Source organism: Psychrobacter glacincola (genome assembly GCF_904846075.1).
Classification (GTDB): domain Bacteria; phylum Pseudomonadota; class Gammaproteobacteria; order Pseudomonadales; family Moraxellaceae; genus Psychrobacter; species Psychrobacter glacincola_C.
This window is the reverse complement of the sequence record NZ_CAJGZH010000001.1, coordinates 484,774-503,039: the sequence shown is the minus strand read 5'-3', so window position 1 is coordinate 503,039 and position 18,266 is coordinate 484,774. Positions and strand designations below refer to the sequence as shown.

14 protein-coding genes and 3 tRNA genes are annotated in these 18,266 nt (G+C 44.0%); 7 read left to right on the top strand and 10 right to left on the bottom strand.

Annotation, left to right across the window (positions count from 1 at the left end; translation table 11 throughout):
• Nucleotides 1-344 precede the first annotated feature (344 nt).
• The 5 genes from JMW85_RS02230 to JMW85_RS02210 form a co-directional block, all read right to left on the bottom strand.
• Nucleotides 345-420 (bottom strand) — tRNA-His (locus tag JMW85_RS02230).
• A 39-nt stretch (nt 421-459) separates the two neighbouring features.
• Nucleotides 460-536: transfer RNA gene (locus JMW85_RS02225), tRNA-Arg, on the bottom strand.
• Between the two features lie 96 nt (nt 537-632).
• A tRNA-Pro gene (locus JMW85_RS02220) sits at nt 633-709 on the bottom strand.
• 243 nt (nt 710-952) lie between these two features.
• Nucleotides 953-2,533 carry an McrC family protein gene (locus JMW85_RS02215; protein WP_227681641.1) on the bottom strand — a complete coding sequence of 527 codons (1,581 nt, stop codon included), beginning with the start codon at nt 2,531-2,533 and terminating at the stop codon, nt 953-955.
• A 12-nt stretch (nt 2,534-2,545) separates the two neighbouring features.
• Complete coding sequence (locus JMW85_RS02210; protein ID WP_201580828.1) at nt 2,546-4,006, bottom strand: McrB family protein; 1,461 nt, start codon at nt 4,004-4,006, stop codon at nt 2,546-2,548.
• Nucleotides 4,007-4,352: 346 nt separating this feature from the next.
• On the opposite strand from JMW85_RS02210, the gene JMW85_RS02205 reads away from it, so the two are divergent.
• A complete protein-coding gene (locus JMW85_RS02205; RefSeq protein ID WP_201580827.1) occupies nt 4,353-5,054 on the top strand; it encodes a DUF4442 domain-containing protein in 702 nt (233 codons plus the stop codon).
• Nucleotides 5,055-5,172: 118 nt separating this feature from the next.
• A complete protein-coding gene (locus JMW85_RS02200) occupies nt 5,173-5,661 on the top strand; it encodes a RidA family protein (RefSeq protein WP_201580826.1) in 489 nt (162 codons plus the stop codon).
• A 176-nt stretch (nt 5,662-5,837) separates the two neighbouring features.
• On the opposite strand, the gene gspE is transcribed toward JMW85_RS02200, so the two are convergent.
• The gene (gene gspE / locus JMW85_RS02195) at nt 5,838-7,391 is read right to left on the bottom strand and encodes a type II secretion system ATPase GspE (protein ID WP_193011286.1); all 1,554 of its coding nucleotides are present in this window, start codon (nt 7,389-7,391) and stop codon (nt 5,838-5,840) included.
• Between the two features lie 161 nt (nt 7,392-7,552).
• Here gspE and JMW85_RS02190 point away from each other — a divergent pair, with 161 nt between their 5' ends.
• Together JMW85_RS02190 and JMW85_RS02185 are read left to right on the top strand one after the other, a co-directional pair.
• A complete protein-coding gene (locus JMW85_RS02190) occupies nt 7,553-8,377 on the top strand; it encodes a thiazole synthase (RefSeq protein ID WP_201580825.1) in 825 nt (274 codons plus the stop codon).
• 113 nt (nt 8,378-8,490) lie between these two features.
• Entirely contained in the window at nt 8,491-9,930 is a 1,440-nt protein-coding gene (locus JMW85_RS02185; RefSeq protein ID WP_201580824.1) for a WS/DGAT/MGAT family O-acyltransferase, read from the top strand.
• A gap of 53 nt (nt 9,931-9,983) precedes the next feature.
• Here JMW85_RS02185 and JMW85_RS02180 read toward each other — a convergent pair whose 3' ends face one another.
• Both JMW85_RS02180 and dxs read right to left on the bottom strand, forming a co-directional pair.
• Nucleotides 9,984-10,811: an inositol monophosphatase family protein gene (locus tag JMW85_RS02180; protein WP_045443417.1), complete on the bottom strand. Its 828-nt coding sequence runs from the start codon at nt 10,809-10,811 to the stop codon at nt 9,984-9,986.
• 346 nt (nt 10,812-11,157) lie between these two features.
• Nucleotides 11,158-13,215: a 1-deoxy-D-xylulose-5-phosphate synthase gene (gene dxs / locus JMW85_RS02175; protein ID WP_201580823.1), complete on the bottom strand. Its 2,058-nt coding sequence runs from the start codon at nt 13,213-13,215 to the stop codon at nt 11,158-11,160.
• A 554-nt stretch (nt 13,216-13,769) separates the two neighbouring features.
• Here dxs and ribA point away from each other — a divergent pair.
• The 3 genes from ribA (at nt 13,770) to JMW85_RS02160 (ending at nt 16,364) form a co-directional block, all read left to right on the top strand.
• On the top strand, nt 13,770-14,441 hold the full coding sequence (gene ribA, locus JMW85_RS02170) for a GTP cyclohydrolase II (RefSeq protein WP_201580822.1): 672 nt from the start codon (nt 13,770-13,772) through the stop codon (nt 14,439-14,441).
• A gap of 30 nt (nt 14,442-14,471) precedes the next feature.
• The gene (gene hemF, locus JMW85_RS02165; RefSeq protein WP_201580821.1) at nt 14,472-15,479 is read left to right on the top strand and encodes an oxygen-dependent coproporphyrinogen oxidase; all 1,008 of its coding nucleotides are present in this window, start codon (nt 14,472-14,474) and stop codon (nt 15,477-15,479) included.
• Nucleotides 15,480-15,893: 414 nt separating this feature from the next.
• Nucleotides 15,894-16,364: a c-type cytochrome gene (locus JMW85_RS02160; RefSeq protein ID WP_045443409.1), complete on the top strand. Its 471-nt coding sequence runs from the start codon at nt 15,894-15,896 to the stop codon at nt 16,362-16,364.
• 126 nt (nt 16,365-16,490) lie between these two features.
• Here JMW85_RS02160 and JMW85_RS02155 read toward each other — a convergent pair whose 3' ends face one another.
• On the bottom strand, nt 16,491-17,477 hold the full coding sequence (locus tag JMW85_RS02155) for a mechanosensitive ion channel family protein (RefSeq protein ID WP_227681640.1): 987 nt from the start codon (nt 17,475-17,477) through the stop codon (nt 16,491-16,493).
• A gap of 103 nt (nt 17,478-17,580) precedes the next feature.
• Nucleotides 17,581-18,162, bottom strand: coding sequence for a lactoylglutathione lyase (gene gloA / locus JMW85_RS02150; protein WP_201580820.1), 582 nt, complete (start codon nt 18,160-18,162; stop codon nt 17,581-17,583).
• Nucleotides 18,163-18,266: the final 104 nt, after the last annotated feature.

Below are 18,266 nucleotides of genomic sequence, written 5' to 3'. Positions count from 1 at the left end.
AAGACCTTATCATGATGCATCACTAAAAGCGTTGCCTTTGTTATTCTATATTTTGCTATTCTATATAAAGGCGGTTAAAGAATAACAAAGCAGGTTTAAGGCACGTACAGAGATAGCGAGTGTCTCAAAAGAGAACCTATAATAAAAATAAATGAGACAAAAGGCCAGTAAATCAATAGACAATCAAAGGGCTGATGAGTCTATAAATTTTAATCGCAGGGGGTAAGATAGGTTAAAACCAATCATACAGGCACAAAAAAAAGCCAAACATGGCAAGTATTATTATTTAGAATAAGGTTTTTATAATGAGGTAGAACAAGAAGAGGATAATGCAGAATAAAATATGGGGCGACTGATGGGACTCGAACCCACGACAACCGAGATCACAACCCGGGGCTCTACCAACTGAGCTACAACCGCCATAACTATTGCCTGATGAGGCAAGATTTTCAGGCTAAATGGTGCGCCTGGCAGGATTCGAACCTGCGGCCACCTCCTTAGAAGGGAGATGCTCTATCCAGCTGAGCTACAGGCGCTCTTAGAGGACTTTTATATACTAAAGCAAGTTTTAAATATATCAGAAACTAAACCATTATACATAAAAAAAAGCCTGTAAGGCTCTTAAAAATAGATGGTCGGAGTGATAGGATTCGAACCTACGACCCTCTGGTCCCAAACCAGATGCGCTACCAAACTGCGCCACACTCCGAAATTTCTATTATCACGATAGCTTGTTGATTAACTCGTTGTTGGCAATGCCACTAACTTGTTAACGTTCCTTGCTATCGAGGTGCACATATTAAGGGGAAAAGCCGATGGTGTCAACACCTATTTTTAATTAATTTAAAAAAACTGCTAAATTACTTAAAAAACGCTCATTTATCATAAAAACCACTATGACAAATCCTTTTCTCCACGATGCTAAGTGCTACTTACTCATCGACAGCGCTCATTATACTCTATTCCAATCAGGAAGCAAGCTGCCGTTTATCGTACCAGTCAGAACATTGAACGGTATGAGCCACAATGGCGCAGGACTCACTTTTTCACCAGCAATATTATGGCTCTTATCATGGTCGTTAGCGCCATCAGTCTTTTTATAATCATGCACTTGTTGGCTGAGCGCAACTGGTAACCGCTCATTATCTTGTACTGGATAAACCAGCCACACCTGCCCTGCTTGATAGGCCTGAGCGTAACTCATCAGTTGATAAGCATCGCTGGCACTAATGCTGGCTGTCTGCGATAAATACTTCCATTTAATATCGATGACATGGCTATAGTGACCTTTTTCTCTAGCTTTAATAACCGCAGTGCCACTCTGATTTTGACAATTATCATTAGCATCAGTTTTATATATGAGCAAATCAGGTCGTATAGACAGACATGCGCGCCCTTCTGCATCCGTTAGCCAGATACTTTGCGTTTGATATAACGGCTGATATTGTTGACTCACTTGCTGAAACATCGAGGCAATGCGCATACTTGCCCATTGTTCAAAAGCTTGATTCATATCAATCAGCAAGCATAAACGCGGAGACGACAGATTTTGCTTGAATGGTTTATTTGGCGCAATACCATTACCTGTTGCCACATTGGACTGCCTTAGTAACCAATAAGCCATATCTAACAACTGCTGAGCAGCTTGTAATTGCGGTGCTCGAAGCGGTTGAGCGGCTAACTGACGCTTTGCTTGCTTGTATATCGACTCTAACTGTGTCAGCTCTTGATAACTCAACGCCGCTACTCGCTGCCAAACCTGCAAAAATTTAGGCGCATCTGCTTTCGATAGCGTTGATTGAAAAAATAAAGGTGTCATCAAAACCAACGTGCTCTTAATCAGCCGATTACCTAGCATGTCTTGGCTCAGTATACTGCTCTCACAGACAAACTTATGCGGCTGCATGCTGTTGTGGCGCAATTGTTCTTTGATGAGCAGTCGACCTTGTAGCGATGCTTGATTATCGACCTGCGTCTGATAGTGTTTGCTTGGTCGATAATGAGCCAGCCGCTGCAAAAACTGCGTGATAAGCCAATCTGACAATGGCATTACAGCTATCGATAGCGGCGACAATTGACTGCTAAATTGACCTAGATTTTTTGTATTGGGTAGCTTGTTTTTGACATGACTGCTATTGGTCAAATCCGATAGCATGCCCTGCACCCATTGGCGAGTTAGACTGATATCGGGGCGATGACTGGTATTCTGTGAAAGGTATGATTGCTGCGCGACTTGATCGCTAGAAGTTTTTGCCGCAAGTTTAGGTAAAATCTCAAGCGTCATGCCGCTAGGCAGTAAAATAACCCCTATATAATGTCCGACTTTTAACTGCCATTGTCCCTGTCTGCGCTTAATGCTAAAGACCGCAAACTCTTGCGCCATCAACCAATGGAAATCAGATACCCGTAAGAAGTCATGCGCTGTTAAACGCTGATGCTCAAACACCGTGATGATATTGGTATCACGCGCATTAACGTCGGTACTGTCAATATTATTGGGTATGACTTTATGACTAAAGCTTTTATTTATCAACGCTGAGCACCTTTATGGATATAAACGTTGATAGACAGTAGGTTTGGCAAAATCGCCTACCCCCGCAACGAGGTCGGTATTTATCTTATAGCCAGATGTGCTCATAGACTGACCGAAAAATGCGCTTTGACCAGTAAACAGCGGATTTTGACTACTAGCATTCACTTGGTCATTCACACTGTCATTAATGAATGCATGACTATCATGAATAAACTGCGCTCGCAGTGGCTGCTGCTCATCTCTAAAGATATATTGCAAAGTACCCTCTTGCCCACCCGTCGCTTGCATTAACTGCGGAATGATTTGTTCGACCAACACCGCTTGCAATTGTCCAAGATCCATCACTGACCATAAAAAAGCATGACCCAATTGCGCTTCCATTCCCACTGTTTGCGTGATGCGATTATTCAAACCGGTTAATAGCTTTGCCAAATCTATCGTTGCTGCTGGACTGTCAGTTTCTAAGTTTTGGGGCACATGAATCATCGGTAATAATTCTGGTTGCGGTGGACATTCAATAAAACGAAAGCGCCGACGTAATGCCATATCAAGTGGTGCTAAAGAGTGATCTTGGGTGTTCATCGTGGCATAAATATCGATGTTGGCAGGGATGCTAAAAGCCCGTCCAGAATAGGCCAAATGAACGGTCATCGCGTTTGCCATGCCAGCCCGTTTGTCTGGCTCAATTAGACTGAGTAGCTCGCCAAATACTCGTGACACGTTGGCGCGATTGATCTCATCAATTAAGATGGCATAACGCTGCTCTGGATCATTTGCTGCCCTTTGACACAGTTTTAAAAATGCACCATCTTGAATGGCGTAATTCATTTGAGATAAGCTACTTGTTGTATGATTAGACGCTGCCATGACAGGACGAATGCCTTCGACAAACTCTTCATAGCCATACGCTTGATGGAAGCTAACCATGGTAAAGCGCTGCTGGCTAAAACCTTGATTTGGATTAGCTTGGCTTTGGTTGACACTGTTATCACGCTGCGCTTGCTGAAATTCGGCAAGTTGCTGCGATAGCTCTGTTAATAACTCAAAGCTTTCTGGCAACAAATACCACGCACCACCCTCATCTTTATCAAAATAGGCTTGGCTGGCACGGTTTTTATAAGTCACAGTTTTTGAATTGGTAGGGCTATGCATTTGAAGGACAGACCAAGCCGTATTGCTTAAGTTTTTTTCGCGTGCATTCTGCGCCGCTTTCGCGACAAAAAACGCATGATTGACGATTTCAGGCACTTTTACCAAGTCTTGGTGTTTAGATTGAAAATCCAAAAGTACCAAGCATACGATTTCACGCCAGCTAAGCTCTTGCAATAGCTGCCCCAACAAATCTGCCTCATCGGCTCTCGGCAGATAGTCGGTATATCGCTTAGCAATTTGTAACAGTCGATAGGTTTTCCCCGTACCAGCAACGCCTGTATAAATGATATTGGTCGGCACATGAATTGACGTGTCAGGCATAGCTTCATCCAGCATAGAAAAAGGAAATAAGAAAAATAATCAATCAGATACACTAAAATGTCATCATTATAGCGTGGCTGTCTTTATGGCATCCAGCAGCACTGTTTATGAGAGCATCTAAGTGATACGATATTGCGTTGAGCGATAGCATTCCTAGCATCTAGGATATCATGACGTTAGCCCTATTTTATAAGCGCAGCAGTTCATGCTAATAATAGTAGGCAGACGGCGGTTAATGTACCATAGTGAGCATGGCAGCTTGCACAATAGGCATCCTATCAGCTGCTATGATGAAATATATAACACTCAAAGCGTCATTTAATCTATCTACATTAAGGAATTTTGTATGTCAGGATTATTAAAAAAACTCCCTAGCAAGCTAACCAATAAATTGCCAGCCAAAACCTCTGACAGCACAAGATCGCCCGTCGAAAAACCCAACAGCACGCTCAAGCCCATCAGCAATCAATTTACCAAACTGTTATCTATTACCAAATACTTACCTGCCAGCGCACGCTCGAGCATCTTATCCAAAGCCTTTGGTAAAGTGGTGCCATATGTGGGCACAACGGGCGTCTATTATGAAACGGTCGAACCCAACCAAGTCGTGGTGAGCTTAAACAACACCAAAGCGGTGCAAAATCATATTGGCTCTATTCATGCGGTCGCCATTACCTTACTTGCCGAAACAGCGACTGGTTTTATTTTGGGTTTAAACCTACCCTCTGACCGCGTACTATTGATTAAATCATACTCGGTTAATTTTTATCGCCCGATTAAAAAAGGTCAAATTGCAGCAGTGGCGTCTTTATCGGATGAGCAGCGCTTAGATATCCTAAATACACCAAAAGGCGAAATGGTAATTCCGTGCGTCATTCATGACCGTGAGTCTGACAGTGATCGTGACCCTATCGTGGTTGAGATGACATGGGCTTGGATTCCTAAGTCTGAATTAGAAGCCCGCCGTCAAGGCAAAAGTAGCGAAAAGCCGCTAGAAGCTGACACTGAATCTAAAACAGAAGTCGAAGCTGAGCAAAACGACCAATAACTGGTTAAGCATAAGTAAGACATAATGTGTCATCTAGTGTGATGAGACATTATGTTTGTTAAACTTGTATAGTGAATTTAAAAAAATTGTGAAAAAAACTTATAATAAGGAGACAGCGATGTCCAAGATTACCCATAAATTGACTGCCCATTTAACTAAGGCGTTGCTCGTGGGCGCGTGCTCACTAGGCCTTGCTATGACAGCGAATGCGGCGCCAATGGCAAATACCGCAAGTGTGACTAAGTCTAGCCCTGTATTTCTTGGTGATGGTGGTAATTATCCTTTTTCAGAAGCAGTACGGGTGGGCGATACGCTATACATGTCTGGACAAATTGGTTTTAAAGATGGCAAATTGGTCAAAGGTGGTGTCAAAGCCGAAGCCAAGCAAGCACTGGATAATATTGATGAAACCTTGTTAAAATACGGCTATCAAAAATCAGACATCGTCAAATGTATGGCGATGCTGACAGACATGGATGACTTTGACGATTTTAATAAAGTCTATAAAGCGGAATTGGCCAAACCTTATCCGGTACGTTCAGCCTTTGGCGTCGCTGAATTGGCGGCAGGTGCCAGCGTTGAAGTTGAATGTATCGCTGCAAAATAATAGCGATTTCACAAGTTAAATTATTAAAAGCACTGAAGTATTCAAAGCACTAAAGTATTCAAAGCACTAAAGAATGACCATCAAATAACTGGCTACCATAGCCAGTTATCTTTTATCTGCTGTGCAGACCCTTTATCTGAGGTAGATTAAACAATCACCAATGCACTCTAGGCATTTTATACAAGTATCGTGTCATCAGCTAAGGCACTCTCTTTCGTCACTCGTAGCACTTCCTCTAACGTCGTACGACCTGCAATGACTTTATGCAACCCATCCGCACGAATCGACGGTGTCTGCTGACGTGCGTACTCCTCTAGCTCGTACTCGGCGGTATTACTATGAATCATACGGCGCAAGGTATCATCAACGGGCACCACTTCATATATCGCCGTCCGTCCTTTAAACCCTGATTGATTGCATTTATCGCAGCCAACTGGTCTGGGTAGATTGATAGGTGTAGTTGTTAAAGTTTCAGCACCATTCTCTGAGACTGGCACAATACCAATCTCAGTAAATAATTTAGCCTGTTCGCTATCAGCCACTTGCCAGCCATGACAATGCGGGCATAACGTACGCACCAAGCGCTGGGCGACGACACCAATCAGCGATGACGATAATAAAAATGGCTCAACGCCCATATCTTGCAGACGCGTGACGGCACCAATGGCGGTGTTGGTGTGTAAAGTTGATAACACCAAATGTCCAGTAAGCGACGCTTGTACGGCAATCTCTGCCGTTTCTAAATCGCGAATCTCACCAACCATTACCACGTCTGGATCTTGACGTAACATCGCACGTAAACTTTTGGCAAAAGTCATATCGACTTTATTATTAACCTGCGTTTGCCCAATACCATCGAGCTGAAACTCAATCGGATCTTCAGCGGTCAAGATATTACGGGTTTGGTCATTGAGATCGGTCAGTGCTGAATATAGCGTCGTGGTTTTCCCTGAACCTGTCGGTCCTGTCACCAAAATAATGCCGTGTGGGCGATGAATCAAGCGCTTAAGCTCGCTATAATCGTTATCAGACAGCCCAAGATAGGTCATATTCAGGCGACCTGCTTGCTTATCTAATAGACGCATGACCACGCGTTCACCAAAGCTTGATGGCAATGTCGATACCCGCACATCAACCTCACGACCTGCCAAGCGCAAACTGATACGTCCATCTTGTGGCACGCGTTTTTCGGCAATATCGAGCTTGGCCATGACTTTGATACGCGATACCAATAATGGCGCTAATTGGCGTTTTGGCGTAATGATTTCTTTTAATTCCCCGTCAACGCGAAAGCGAACGACCAAGCGTTTTTCAAAGGTTTCAATATGGATATCTGAGGCGTTTAAACGTATCGCTTCGGACAACAATGCATTGATGAGACGAATGATAGGCGCATCATCTTGTTGATCCATCAGATCTTCAGTTTCAGGGACGCTATCTGCCAAACTATCAAGATCAGGATGGTCTTCGAGCCCAGCGGCAATATGCTGTGACTCACCAGTATTGCCTGCATAAGCGGCGTTCATGCGCTTTTCAAAGTCATCGGCGCTGATGCTTTCATAAGTGGGCACACCGCGTACCCCTTGCTGCTGTAAAAATCGCACTGCCTCATTAATCGCTGATAATGGCGTGGCTTTGGTCAGCACCAAAGTCGCTGGCAGCTCAGGATCAATGGCAAGTATGGCCAAAATTTGATGGCGTTTCGCAAAACTGTACGGCAGTTGCATCATAAAAGCGACCTGATAGATAAAGATAAACTCAGAAAGAAACTCGTGGCAAAGCGTAGCAAACGTATTATGCTTAACTGGCTAAACCAAAAAAGACTGCAAGTAAGATTGCATGATTTTGTTATAATAGCATTTTGTTTTACTCGCCATTAGGATTTTCAGTTATGTCAGAGAACACAAGCACTGCTACTCATCCGACGCCCCTTTTACAAGACACTTTTACGGTCGGGAGTCGTACTTTTTCTTCTCGCCTGTTGGTCGGTACGGGCAAGTATAAGGATATGACTGAAACGGGCGCCGCCATTGGCGCGTCGGCAGCAGAGATTGTCACCGTTGCTATTCGTCGTACCAATATTGGACAAAACAGCAGTGAGCCCAATCTACTTGATGTGATTTCCCCCGATAAATACACCATTTTACCCAACACTGCTGGTTGTTTCGATGCCGAGACTGCCATTCGTACCTGTAAGCTTGCTCGCGAGCTGTTAGGCGGGCATAATCTGGTTAAGCTTGAAGTATTGGGCGATGAAAAAACCCTCTATCCGAATGTGATGGAAACGCTAAAAGCTGCCAAAGTATTGATTGATGATGGCTTTGAGGTGATGGTTTATACCTCAGACGACCCTATCGTCGCTCAAGAATTAGAGAGTATGGGCTGTGTGGCAATTATGCCACTTGGTAGCTTGATTGGCTCAGGTCTTGGTTTACTGAATCGTCACACTCTCAGTCTTATTATCGAGAATGCCAAAGTACCGGTATTGGTCGATGCAGGCGTTGGCACGGCTTCTGATGCAGCACTGGCTATGGAGCTGGGCTGTGATGGCGTACTGATGAATTCGGCGATTGCCAATGCGCAAAACCCAGTCATGATGGCCCATGCCATGAAGCATGCCATCTGGGCAGGGCGCGCGGCGTTTTTGGCGGGTCGTATGCCAATGCGCAAAATGGCGACTGCCAGCTCACCGCAAACAGGATACTTTTTTCAATAGCTTTTAAACTTAATGACCATTATTAAATTGATAGTATTTAATAAAAAGTCAGCTATAAAATAATAATAAAAGAAGTAACTCTTACTCAACTTATCGTCATAAAAGGATTTATTATGCGGCTTCTCACAGCAGTCGACCAGTTGTTTTTACTTCTTGAGTCGCGTAAACAGCCCATGCATGTTGGAGGTTTATTCCTATTCGAATTACCAGAGAATGCGGGTAGCGGTTTTGTTTGCCAATTGGTCAAACAGATGCAAGATTCTGATGTGTCGCCTACCTTTCCTTTTAACCAAGTGCTTGAGCATTTGGCTTTTTGGAAAAAGGACAAGCATTTTGATGTTGAGCATCATCTGCATCATATTGCCTTACCAAAGCCTGCACGGGTTCGCGAGTTGTTGATGTATGTTTCAAGAGAACATGGTCGGCTGTTGGATCGTGCCATGCCATTGTGGGAATGTCATGTGATTGAGGGTATTCAACCAGAAAACGAAGGCGACCCTGAGCGTTTTGCCCTATACTTCAAAATTCACCATTCATTGGTTGATGGCATTGCTGCCATGCGCCTTGTCAAAAAATCATTATCGCAATCGCCCACTGAGCCAGTAACGCTACCGATTTGGTCATTAATGGCACGCCATCGCAATCAAGTCGATGCGATTTTACCCAAAGAGCGCTCCGCATTACGCATCATTAAAGAGCAAATATCAACCATTAAGCCTGTATTTACCGAACTGCTGGATAATTTGAAAAATTATGGTGATGACAGCTATGTCGGTACTTTTGATGCGCCGATGAGTGTGCTTAATAAACGCATCTCAGCATCACGGCGCATAGCCGCGCAGTCTTATGATATTCAGCGTTTTAACGATATTGCTGAGCGACTAAATATCAGTAAAAATGATGTGGTGCTGGCGGTATGTGCGGGTGCCATTCGTCGTTATCTCATCTCCATGGATGCGCTGCCTAGCAAGCCGCTCATTGCTTTTGTACCGATGTCGCTACGTACGGATGACAGTGTGGCAGGCAATCAATTATCCTTTGTACTGGCCAATTTGGGCACGCATTTAGATGATCCCTTGAGCCGAATCAAACTGATTCATCGCAGTATGAATAACGGCAAACGCCGCTTTCGACGCATGAATCAAGCCCAAGTGATTAACTACAGCGTGATTGCCTATGCTTGGGAAGGTATCAATTTAGCGACCAGTCTATTTCCCAAAAAGCAGGCGTTTAACCTGATTATCTCTAATGTGCCTGGTTCTGAAAAACCGCTATATTGGAATGGTGCACGTTTACAATCTTTGTACCCTGCATCTATTGTCTTCAATGGTCAAGCAATGAATATCACCCTTGCTAGTTATCTAGATAAGATTGAATTTGGGATTACGGCTTGTAGTAAAGCACTGCCGCATGTACAAGAAATGCTGACGCTTATTGAAGAAGAATTGCAACTGTTGGAAACCACCAGTAAAGCGCTTAAGTTCCAAGGCATTACGGTTGAAGATAAAGGTGACTATAAGAATAATGGTAAAACAAAAAAGCTGGCTCCATAATAGAACCAGCTTTTTAGTGTTAAGTTGTCTTAATAATTATGCTTAAGTGGTGCTTAAAATGCGTCACCCCACGTTGGGACAACTACTTGCATCAATGGCTTCAATAACTTAATGTTACAGGCGAAAATAGAGCCTGAAGTCATTGAGTTGTGTGCACCTGTATGGTCAACTACCACGCCACGTGCTTCGGTCACGATAAGCTCACCTGCCGCGATATCCCAAGGCTTAATTGACATCTCAAAATAACCGTCAAAACGACCCGCAGCGACATAACATAAATCAAGCGCAGCAGAGCCTAAACGACGAACTTGACCGCCTGCTTCAGAGATTTTCTGTAAGCTCTCAAAATGCTGCTTGGCATAAGAAATGATTTCGCCATTGCGTTTACGCTCAAGCGGATGACCAGTGGTAAATAGACCGCCATCAATCGTTTTGCGCTCGCTTACTTGCATGCGGCGATTGTTCAAGCGCGCGCCTTTACCACGGCTAGCAGAGAACATCTCATCACGGACAGGATCATAGATCACGCCATGTTGGGTTACGCCTTTATGCTGTACGGCGATAGACACACAAAACTGCGGCACACCATGGACGAAGTTTTTGGTACCATCTAGCGGATCAATAATCCAGCACCAGTCCGCATCTTCACCGCGACCTTCTTGCATACCAAACTCTTCACCCAAGTACGAGTGATTTGGATAGCTGGCTTTTAGGGTTTCAATCGTCAGCTCTTCGCTAAAGCGATCAATACGCGTAACCAATCCATCAAGCCCTTTTGACTCAATATCCAACTCAATTTTATGGCGGTTTTGATGCGCATATAAAATCTCTTTACCAACTTTTTCAGCAGTACGTGCTGCGATGACGACCATGGGTTCCATAAATAACCTATTTGCTTGATGAATGAATGTCAAAAATAAGACGAACTCTGTGCCCACAACATGCCAATCAGCCGCTGCATCACACTGTATTTATACGATTAAAAAAATGCGCCATTTAAAAGCGATGATCGCATTATACTAAAATTGTTCGATAAAAAACGAAAAAAACCATGACGTTCGCCAAACCAACCCAAATTTTGGTGGTCATCACAAACTGCGTAAGTTGTAAAAAAGTCAGCACCTACGACTAAGTAGGCGTTCGCTCTATCGATCGAGCTTTTATCTATTTAACCAATACTCTGTCCAAATGACAGCTAGAAACTTTAAAAACGTTCAAAGGTATAACTTACGACAGAAGCTTTTCAAGCTGCTTTACCACACCATTAACATCTAAACCACAATCAACCATTTGCTCTGCTTGTGAGCCATGGGCGACAAAGCGATCTGGAATGCCGATATTAATAACGGCAGGACGGTTATCTTTAAAGGCTGGCGATTCGTTAAGCAAATACTCATTTACCGCACTGCCCGCGCCGCCCATAATCATGTGCTCTTCCAAAGTCGCAATGTGTGTAATACCTTGCTCTAATAACTTTTCTAATAATGCCGTGTCTAAAGGTTTTACCCAGCGCATATTAATGACATGTATCTGACAGTCTGATGCTATATCATTGTCAATTAAGCTTTCTGCCGCTTGCTGAGCCGTCGCAACCATGGTACCAAATACGAGTATCGCTAGCTTTTTAGGCGCATCCTCACTACCTAATACCGACTCTACCACTGCCTCGCCAACGTTATAAGTCTGTGCTGGCGATGCAATAACTGCGCCAGTACCAACACCGCGCGGATAGCGTACTGCCGTACAGCCTTGGTATTCATAGCACGTATTGAGCAAATGGTAGCATTCGTTTTCGTCTTTTGGCGCGGCGATCAGCATATTGGGCACGCAGCGTAAAAAGGCAAAATCGAATACACCGGCATGCGTTGCACCGTCTTCACCGACTAAACCTGCTCGGTCAATAGCAAACATCACATCAAGGTTTTGCAAAGCCACATCATGAATCAGCTGATCATAACCACGTTGCAAAAACGTCGAATAAATCGCCACAATCGGTTTGACGCCTTGGGTTGCCATACCAGCAGCCAGTGTGACTGCATGTTGCTCAGCGATGGCTACATCAAAAAAACGCTCTGGAAATTGACGGGCAAAGTCAATCATCCCCGAGCCTTCTTCCATAGCAGGTGTGACGGCAAGCAGCTTATCGTCTGCGGCTGCTTTGTCACATAAGAATTGCCCAAATACTTGCGAGTATTTTAACGCAGGTTTGGTGTTGGGCAGTGATTTTTCTGTGGCGATAGCCTGAGTATCATTCTTGATTTCGACAGGGAGCTTACTGATAGCATGATAGCCGACGGGATCTAACTCAGCTGGGGCAAAACCTTTGCCTTTGGTGGTATAAATATGGACTAAAACAGGCCCTTTTATCTGCTTGGCAAGTGACAATACCCGCAGTAGCTCAGGGATATTATGACCATCAAACGGACCAAAGTAGGTAAAACCAATCGCTTTAAATAAATTGTCTTCTAACTGCGGCACATCGCGCATTTCTTTATGACGCTTACGGCGATCAAAGCCTTGCATATCAGGGCGCTGGCATAGCACTGGCTCGCCTGCATCAGAGATATCAACCTGATACCCTGACTCCCATAGCATCGCTAAATGCCGTGAAAAACCACCGATAGAACAAGAGATCGACATGTCATTGTCATTCAAAATGACCAATAAATCCGCATCTTGTTGCACCGCATCATTCATCGCTTCAAACGCCATACCACCAGTCATTGCACCATCACCAATGATACAAGCAACGGTTTGCGCGCGACCTTGATAACGCAGTGCTAAGCTCATGCCTAGACCAGCTGAGATTGACGTCGATGAATGACCAACGCCAAAGGTATCGTAAACGGATTCTGCACGCTCAGGAAAGGCAGTCAAACCATCTTTCGAGCGAATCGTCGCCAACTGGTCACGGCGACCCGTCAAGACTTTATGGGCATAGGCTTGATGACCCACGTCCCAAACGATTTGATCTTGCGGCGTATCTAGTAGGTAATGCAGCGCAATGGTCAATTCAACCACGCCCAAATTGGCACCAAAATGCCCACCGCTTTGACCTGCTGAATACAATAGAAATAGCCGCAGCTCATCAGCCAAGGTGATAAGTTGAGCGGTTGTCAGAGTATTAAGATCAGCTGGCGCTGCAATGCTATCCAGCAAAGGCGTATCAGGACGGACGCGTGGAATCACAGTATAAGTCTGCTGTAAATTCGACAGCTGGGCAGCAGAATCGACAGCTGGCATAGATACGGACTGAGACTGTGGGAAATGAGGTGACTGCTGCATAAACCGTACGATACCTACCAATCTGCTGACAAGACAGCCTCTTAGTGCAGAATGCTAACTAAGTGACGTCAATAATATCTACACCATTATTGGTGTAATCGACCATATAACTGTTCATAAATTTATTCAGGCAGCCTCTATGTCTTTATATAAACATATAAAGGCTGAGCCGAATAGCACATACGCTGCCGTCATAGACAGCGATAGAGCTTTGCTTTGACTCTTTCATAACAAGGGATAATATTATGCCTTATTATTGTGCATCAATATCGGATGTTAGTGACGACATAGTAATGTAAGGGCAAAGACTTGTCACTGTATCCGTCAAAATAGTATGGCATAATAGCATTTATTTTTAATTGTCGCTTTAATCATCGTGCGTCGTTTGTGAACTTTGTGTGTTTTTATAATAAAGACAATCAGCATGCACTCTTTACGAATGAATTATACTGGCATTATCCTACTTTCATCATGCAGCTAGGATGTCATCGCTGTTTTAATATGGTTAAAAAAGACCCTCTACCGCCACGCTTATCGGCTTATGCAGGACATTAATGTCATATCAATTTATTACCAGTGCCAAACTACCTACTCGTCACGGCGAGTTTGATATTCATATCTTTGAAAACGATGAAGGTCAAGAGCATGTGATGCTGACTGTCGGTCTGCCTGTCGTCGATCAACATATGACGGACAGCTCACCGAGTCAGACGGACGCCACGCGAGCAGAAAAAACCATTCCATTGATTCGTATTCATTCAGAATGCTTGACGGGCGATGCTTTTAGCTCATTAAAATGTGACTGTGGGCCGCAGCTCAACACGGCGATGCAAGCAATACAAGAGACTGGCTGCGGGGCGATATTATACTTGCGCCAAGAAGGTCGCGGTATTGGTCTGACCAATAAGATTCGCGCTTACGCCCTGCAAGACCAAGGTCATGATACTTTAGATGCCAACCTCATGTTGGGCTTACCCGCTGATGCGCGCATTTATGATATGTGCGGCCCGATGCTCGCTCATATCGGTGTTGACGCCGTCAGACTCATCACCAACAATCCAGACAAAGTGGCTTATCTAACCGAGCACGGTATTAATGTCGTGGAACGCGTGCCTTTATTGGTTGGGGTGAACGATATGAATGCTGAATATTTAGCGACCAAGCGCGACCGCATGGGTCATTTATTAGATAAAGATTTCAATACCGCGTTACATCTTAATAAGTAGACATCAATACACTAAATAAATAGATATTTTATGAGTATTTCAAATACAGATAATAAGACAGAGCTATCAGCGACAGACTTAACAGTGCCAGCCAATAACGACATCATGCGTGTGCGTGAATTTTTGGTCGATTTGCAGGCTCGTATCTGTCAAGCCTTAGAAGCGCAAGAGCGCGATGGCAGCAGTGATAGCCAAACGTCAGCAGTCTTTATTCCTGATGACTGGGAACGTCCTGAAGGCGGCGGCGGTCGCTCGTGTGTCCTAGCAGCTGGTGAGGTAATTGAAAAAGCGGGTGTGATGTTCAGTCATATTCACGTGCATAACTTGCCTGCTTCAGCCACTGCACGCCATCCCCATATCGCTGGTCGTAAAGCCCAAGCCATGGGTGTCTCATTGGTTGTCCATCCCAAAAACCCGAACGTCCCAACCAGCCATGCCAATGTGCGTTTGTTCGTTGCTGAAGCTGAGGGCGAAGACCCTATCTGGTGGTTTGGTGGTGGTTTTGATTTGACGCCATTTTATCCTGTACTCGCTGATTGCGTGCATTGGCATCAAGTCTGTCATGATCTGTGCGCGCCTTTTGGTGACAACGTCTACCCTGATTTCAAGCAATGGTGTGATGAGTATTTTCACCTACGTCATCGTGATGAGCAGCGCGGTATCGGTGGCTTGTTTTATGATGATGTCAATACAGAAAGTCGCGGCTGGGATTTTGAGACCTGCTTTAACTTTATGAAGGCGGTCGGCAACGGTTATCTTGACGGTATCATGCCCATCTTTGAGCAGCGTAAAGATGCCCCTTATACCGAGGCACAGCGCGAATTTCAACTTTATCGCCGTGGTCGCTATGTTGAGTACAACCTTGTTTATGACCGCGGCACTTTATTTGGACTACAAAGCAATGGCCGTATCGAGTCCATCTTAGTCAGTATGCCGCCGCTTGCCAGCTGGCATTATCGCTTTGAGCCGACTGAAGGCTCGCCTGAGTTTGCATTGACCGATTTTTATCTAAAACCACGCGATTGGTTGACTCTATAGTTTGGGTGAATATAATAAAGGCTAAGGTATTTATTAGCTTGTCTTTAAAGAGTATCAAGAAGGTCAGCTATCCACGCTGACCTTTTTATATGAGCGCGAATTTATATGGGCGCAAATTTATATGAACGATAGTCACTGACTCAAAAATTACGATGATATAACAACTAAATTTACGTCCACTGCACGGATAACCGTTACAATGAAAACTATTGTTGGAAAAATCCTTTAGAAGCGAATGCGTTTCCAAAAGATGATGAGGTAATTTTTATAACAATACGCTTTATTTAAAAGCAGTATTTAGAAGAAACCTTTCGATTTAGAAGAAGTCTTTAAAGGCTGTTATTTAAAAACAGTATGTAAAGCCAGCGTTTATAAGCGCGCCTACTACTAACCAATTTTACAGGAGTAACTCACATGGCACAGGTTCATACCAACCAATCATTAAAATCTATTTTTGGCATCACATTGATGGCAGCCGCCCTAGGTCTAACAGCGTGTAGCACTGCTACTGACCCTGATGTAAAAGCCCGCCAAGATAGCATGAAAAGCTATGGTGATGCGATGGGTGTCATGGGTGATATGATGAAAGCACCTGACACCTTTGATGCCGCCGTATTCAAAGAGCAAGCCGCATTTTTAGCAGAAGACGCTGCTACGCCTTGGAGTCATTTTGAAAATAAAGAAGCCGTTGGCAATGCGACTGATGCCGTTTGGTCAAATGCCGATGGTTTTCGCGCAGAAGCAGAAAACTTTCAAAAAGTCACTGCTGAGCTGAACGCTGCTGCACAAACAGCCACTAGCATCGACGATGTCAAACCAGCCTTTGGTGAAGTCGGCGCTAGCTGTAAATCATGTCATACCGATTTTAAAGTCAAAACTGACTAATCAAAACTGACTAAATTGTCATAAATTGATATCGTAAAAAAATCCGCCATGTCATTTGATAGGGCGGATTTTTATTTCGAAAATTTTGTGTAAAAGGCCGTTCTTTAAAATAACGCGCTAAACAAATTACTCTGCCGCTGCTTTATTAACATCGTTATTAACATCGATCGCCTTTTGCTCATGCAATTTATTCACAATCGATGTCACTGATGGATCACTCAAATCTATCGTGCGTATCGGGAATGGAATGTTGACGCCTGCTGCATCGAGTGCGCTCTTAATCTCTACGATCACTTGATGAATCGAGGTCACTTTGTTGGCTTGGGTGCCATCTTCGATAAACCAACGTACCATCAAATCTATCGTTGAATCACCAAAGCCCGTAGCAATCACACTTGGCTGCGCTTGCTTCGATACGCTTTCGACTTTATCTAACGCTTGTAGAATCTCAGCTTTTGCTGCTTCGATATCATCTTCATAGCCAATACCAACAGCCACTTGCAAACGGCGCTGCTTATAGGCGGTATTGACAGTCAATGCTGAGGTATACAAATCAGAGTTGGGAATAACCACTTGCCGACCGTCATACGTCTTGATAGTCGTGGCGCGTATTTTAATATCCTCAACCGTCCCTTCATAGTCGCCTGAGACAATCTGATCACCGATGCGAAACGGCTCTGAGATCAGCAGCAAAATACCAGAGAGCAAGTTTTGAAAAATATCTTTAAAGGCAAAACCAATAGCGACGGAACCAATACCGAGTGCGCCAATCAGCTTAGCAGGGGTAAATCCTGGCACGGCAATCACCATAGCAATCATAAAACCGATAAAAATGATGAGTGCGCCGCCTACTCGCTGAAACACTTTAACCAAGTTCTGATGCCGACTGCGACTGCCTAAAAGTTTGTATACCACTTTTTTGAAGACAATCGATAGAAACCAAAAAATCAGAATAACAATAATTGATGCGACAAAATAAGGAATGCGTTCAACAAAGCCAACCACTATCTCATTTGCTGAATCAATAATGCTTTGATATGTCAGCACATCCGTTGTCACTGGTTCAGCCGCTATATTGGTATTTACTGTCGTTTCTGCCTCAGAGGTAGGCATCTAGACGTCACTCCTTTGGTTGGTTGGCTTTATGCTTCCATTCACTCGATTATTCGATTCTTTGACTGAAACAGCTGCCATATTGGCTTATCAGCTGGTAAAACTAGCCCATTAAATCTGCTTGTACAATTTCAATCCAGTAACCATCAACATCTTTGATAAAGGCAATGTTTTTCATACTGCCATCTTCTGGGCGTTTTTTGAATTCGACATTATTTTTATCAAACCAAGCAACCGCTTCATCGAGACTAGGTACACTAAAGCAGATATGTCCAAACCCTTGTGGCTCACCATTACCATCATGGTAGCTAAAGTCAGCTTTGGTTTCGGTGCCATAATTATGGGTCAACTCTAAGATACCGCGTTGGCGGAATGCAAAGATTTCCAAATCATCACCTGCGGGCAAATTGTCGCGCTCGCTTTCGGTCAGCTTGGCTAAAAAGTATAAATCAAAGCCCATATCAGAGAATTTTTTTACTGCTAGCAAAGTCATACCGAGGACACCAGTATAAAACGCTAGCGACTTGGCAGGATCTTTTACCCGTAGCATGGTGTGATTAAAAGTAAAACCTGTCGTCTGAGCTGAGATAGGCTGAACACCATCAGCATTTACGCTGCTCGTCGGCTGCGTGATGAATGATTCTTTATTATTATCGGTGGCTGAGCCAGTATTTGATATAGACATAGTTATCCTAATATTGACAAAATAGAGAGTTTAAAAGCAAGCGCGTGAATATTTTTTACGCGCTTGACCCTTTTATCATAATAAAAAATCGCGAAAGCATTGAG

Excerpts from the sequence above, each read along its gene's own strand:
- JMW85_RS02200 (WP_201580826.1), top strand. The coding sequence starts at position 5,173 with ATGTCCAAGATTACCCATAAATTGACTGCCCATTTAACTAAGGCGTTG.
- gspE (WP_193011286.1), bottom strand. The coding sequence starts at position 7,391 with ATGATGCAACTGCCGTACAGTTTTGCGAAACGCCATCAAATTTTGGCC.
- gloA (WP_201580820.1), bottom strand. The coding sequence starts at position 18,162 with ATGTCTATATCAAATACTGGCTCAGCCACCGATAATAATAAAGAATCA.
- JMW85_RS02185 (WP_201580824.1), top strand. The coding sequence starts at position 8,491 with ATGCGGCTTCTCACAGCAGTCGACCAGTTGTTTTTACTTCTTGAGTCG.
- JMW85_RS02190 (WP_201580825.1), top strand. The coding sequence starts at position 7,553 with ATGTCAGAGAACACAAGCACTGCTACTCATCCGACGCCCCTTTTACAA.
- JMW85_RS02160 (WP_045443409.1), top strand. The coding sequence starts at position 15,894 with ATGGCACAGGTTCATACCAACCAATCATTAAAATCTATTTTTGGCATC.
- dxs (WP_201580823.1), bottom strand. The coding sequence starts at position 13,215 with ATGCAGCAGTCACCTCATTTCCCACAGTCTCAGTCCGTATCTATGCCA.
- JMW85_RS02205 (WP_201580827.1), top strand. The coding sequence starts at position 4,353 with ATGTCAGGATTATTAAAAAAACTCCCTAGCAAGCTAACCAATAAATTG.
- hemF (WP_201580821.1), top strand. The coding sequence starts at position 14,472 with ATGAGTATTTCAAATACAGATAATAAGACAGAGCTATCAGCGACAGAC.
- JMW85_RS02155 (WP_227681640.1), bottom strand. The coding sequence starts at position 17,477 with ATGCCTACCTCTGAGGCAGAAACGACAGTAAATACCAATATAGCGGCT.
- JMW85_RS02180 (WP_045443417.1), bottom strand. The coding sequence starts at position 10,811 with ATGGAACCCATGGTCGTCATCGCAGCACGTACTGCTGAAAAAGTTGGT.
- ribA (WP_201580822.1), top strand. The coding sequence starts at position 13,770 with ATGTCATATCAATTTATTACCAGTGCCAAACTACCTACTCGTCACGGC.
- JMW85_RS02210 (WP_201580828.1), bottom strand. The coding sequence starts at position 4,006 with ATGCCTGACACGTCAATTCATGTGCCGACCAATATCATTTATACAGGC.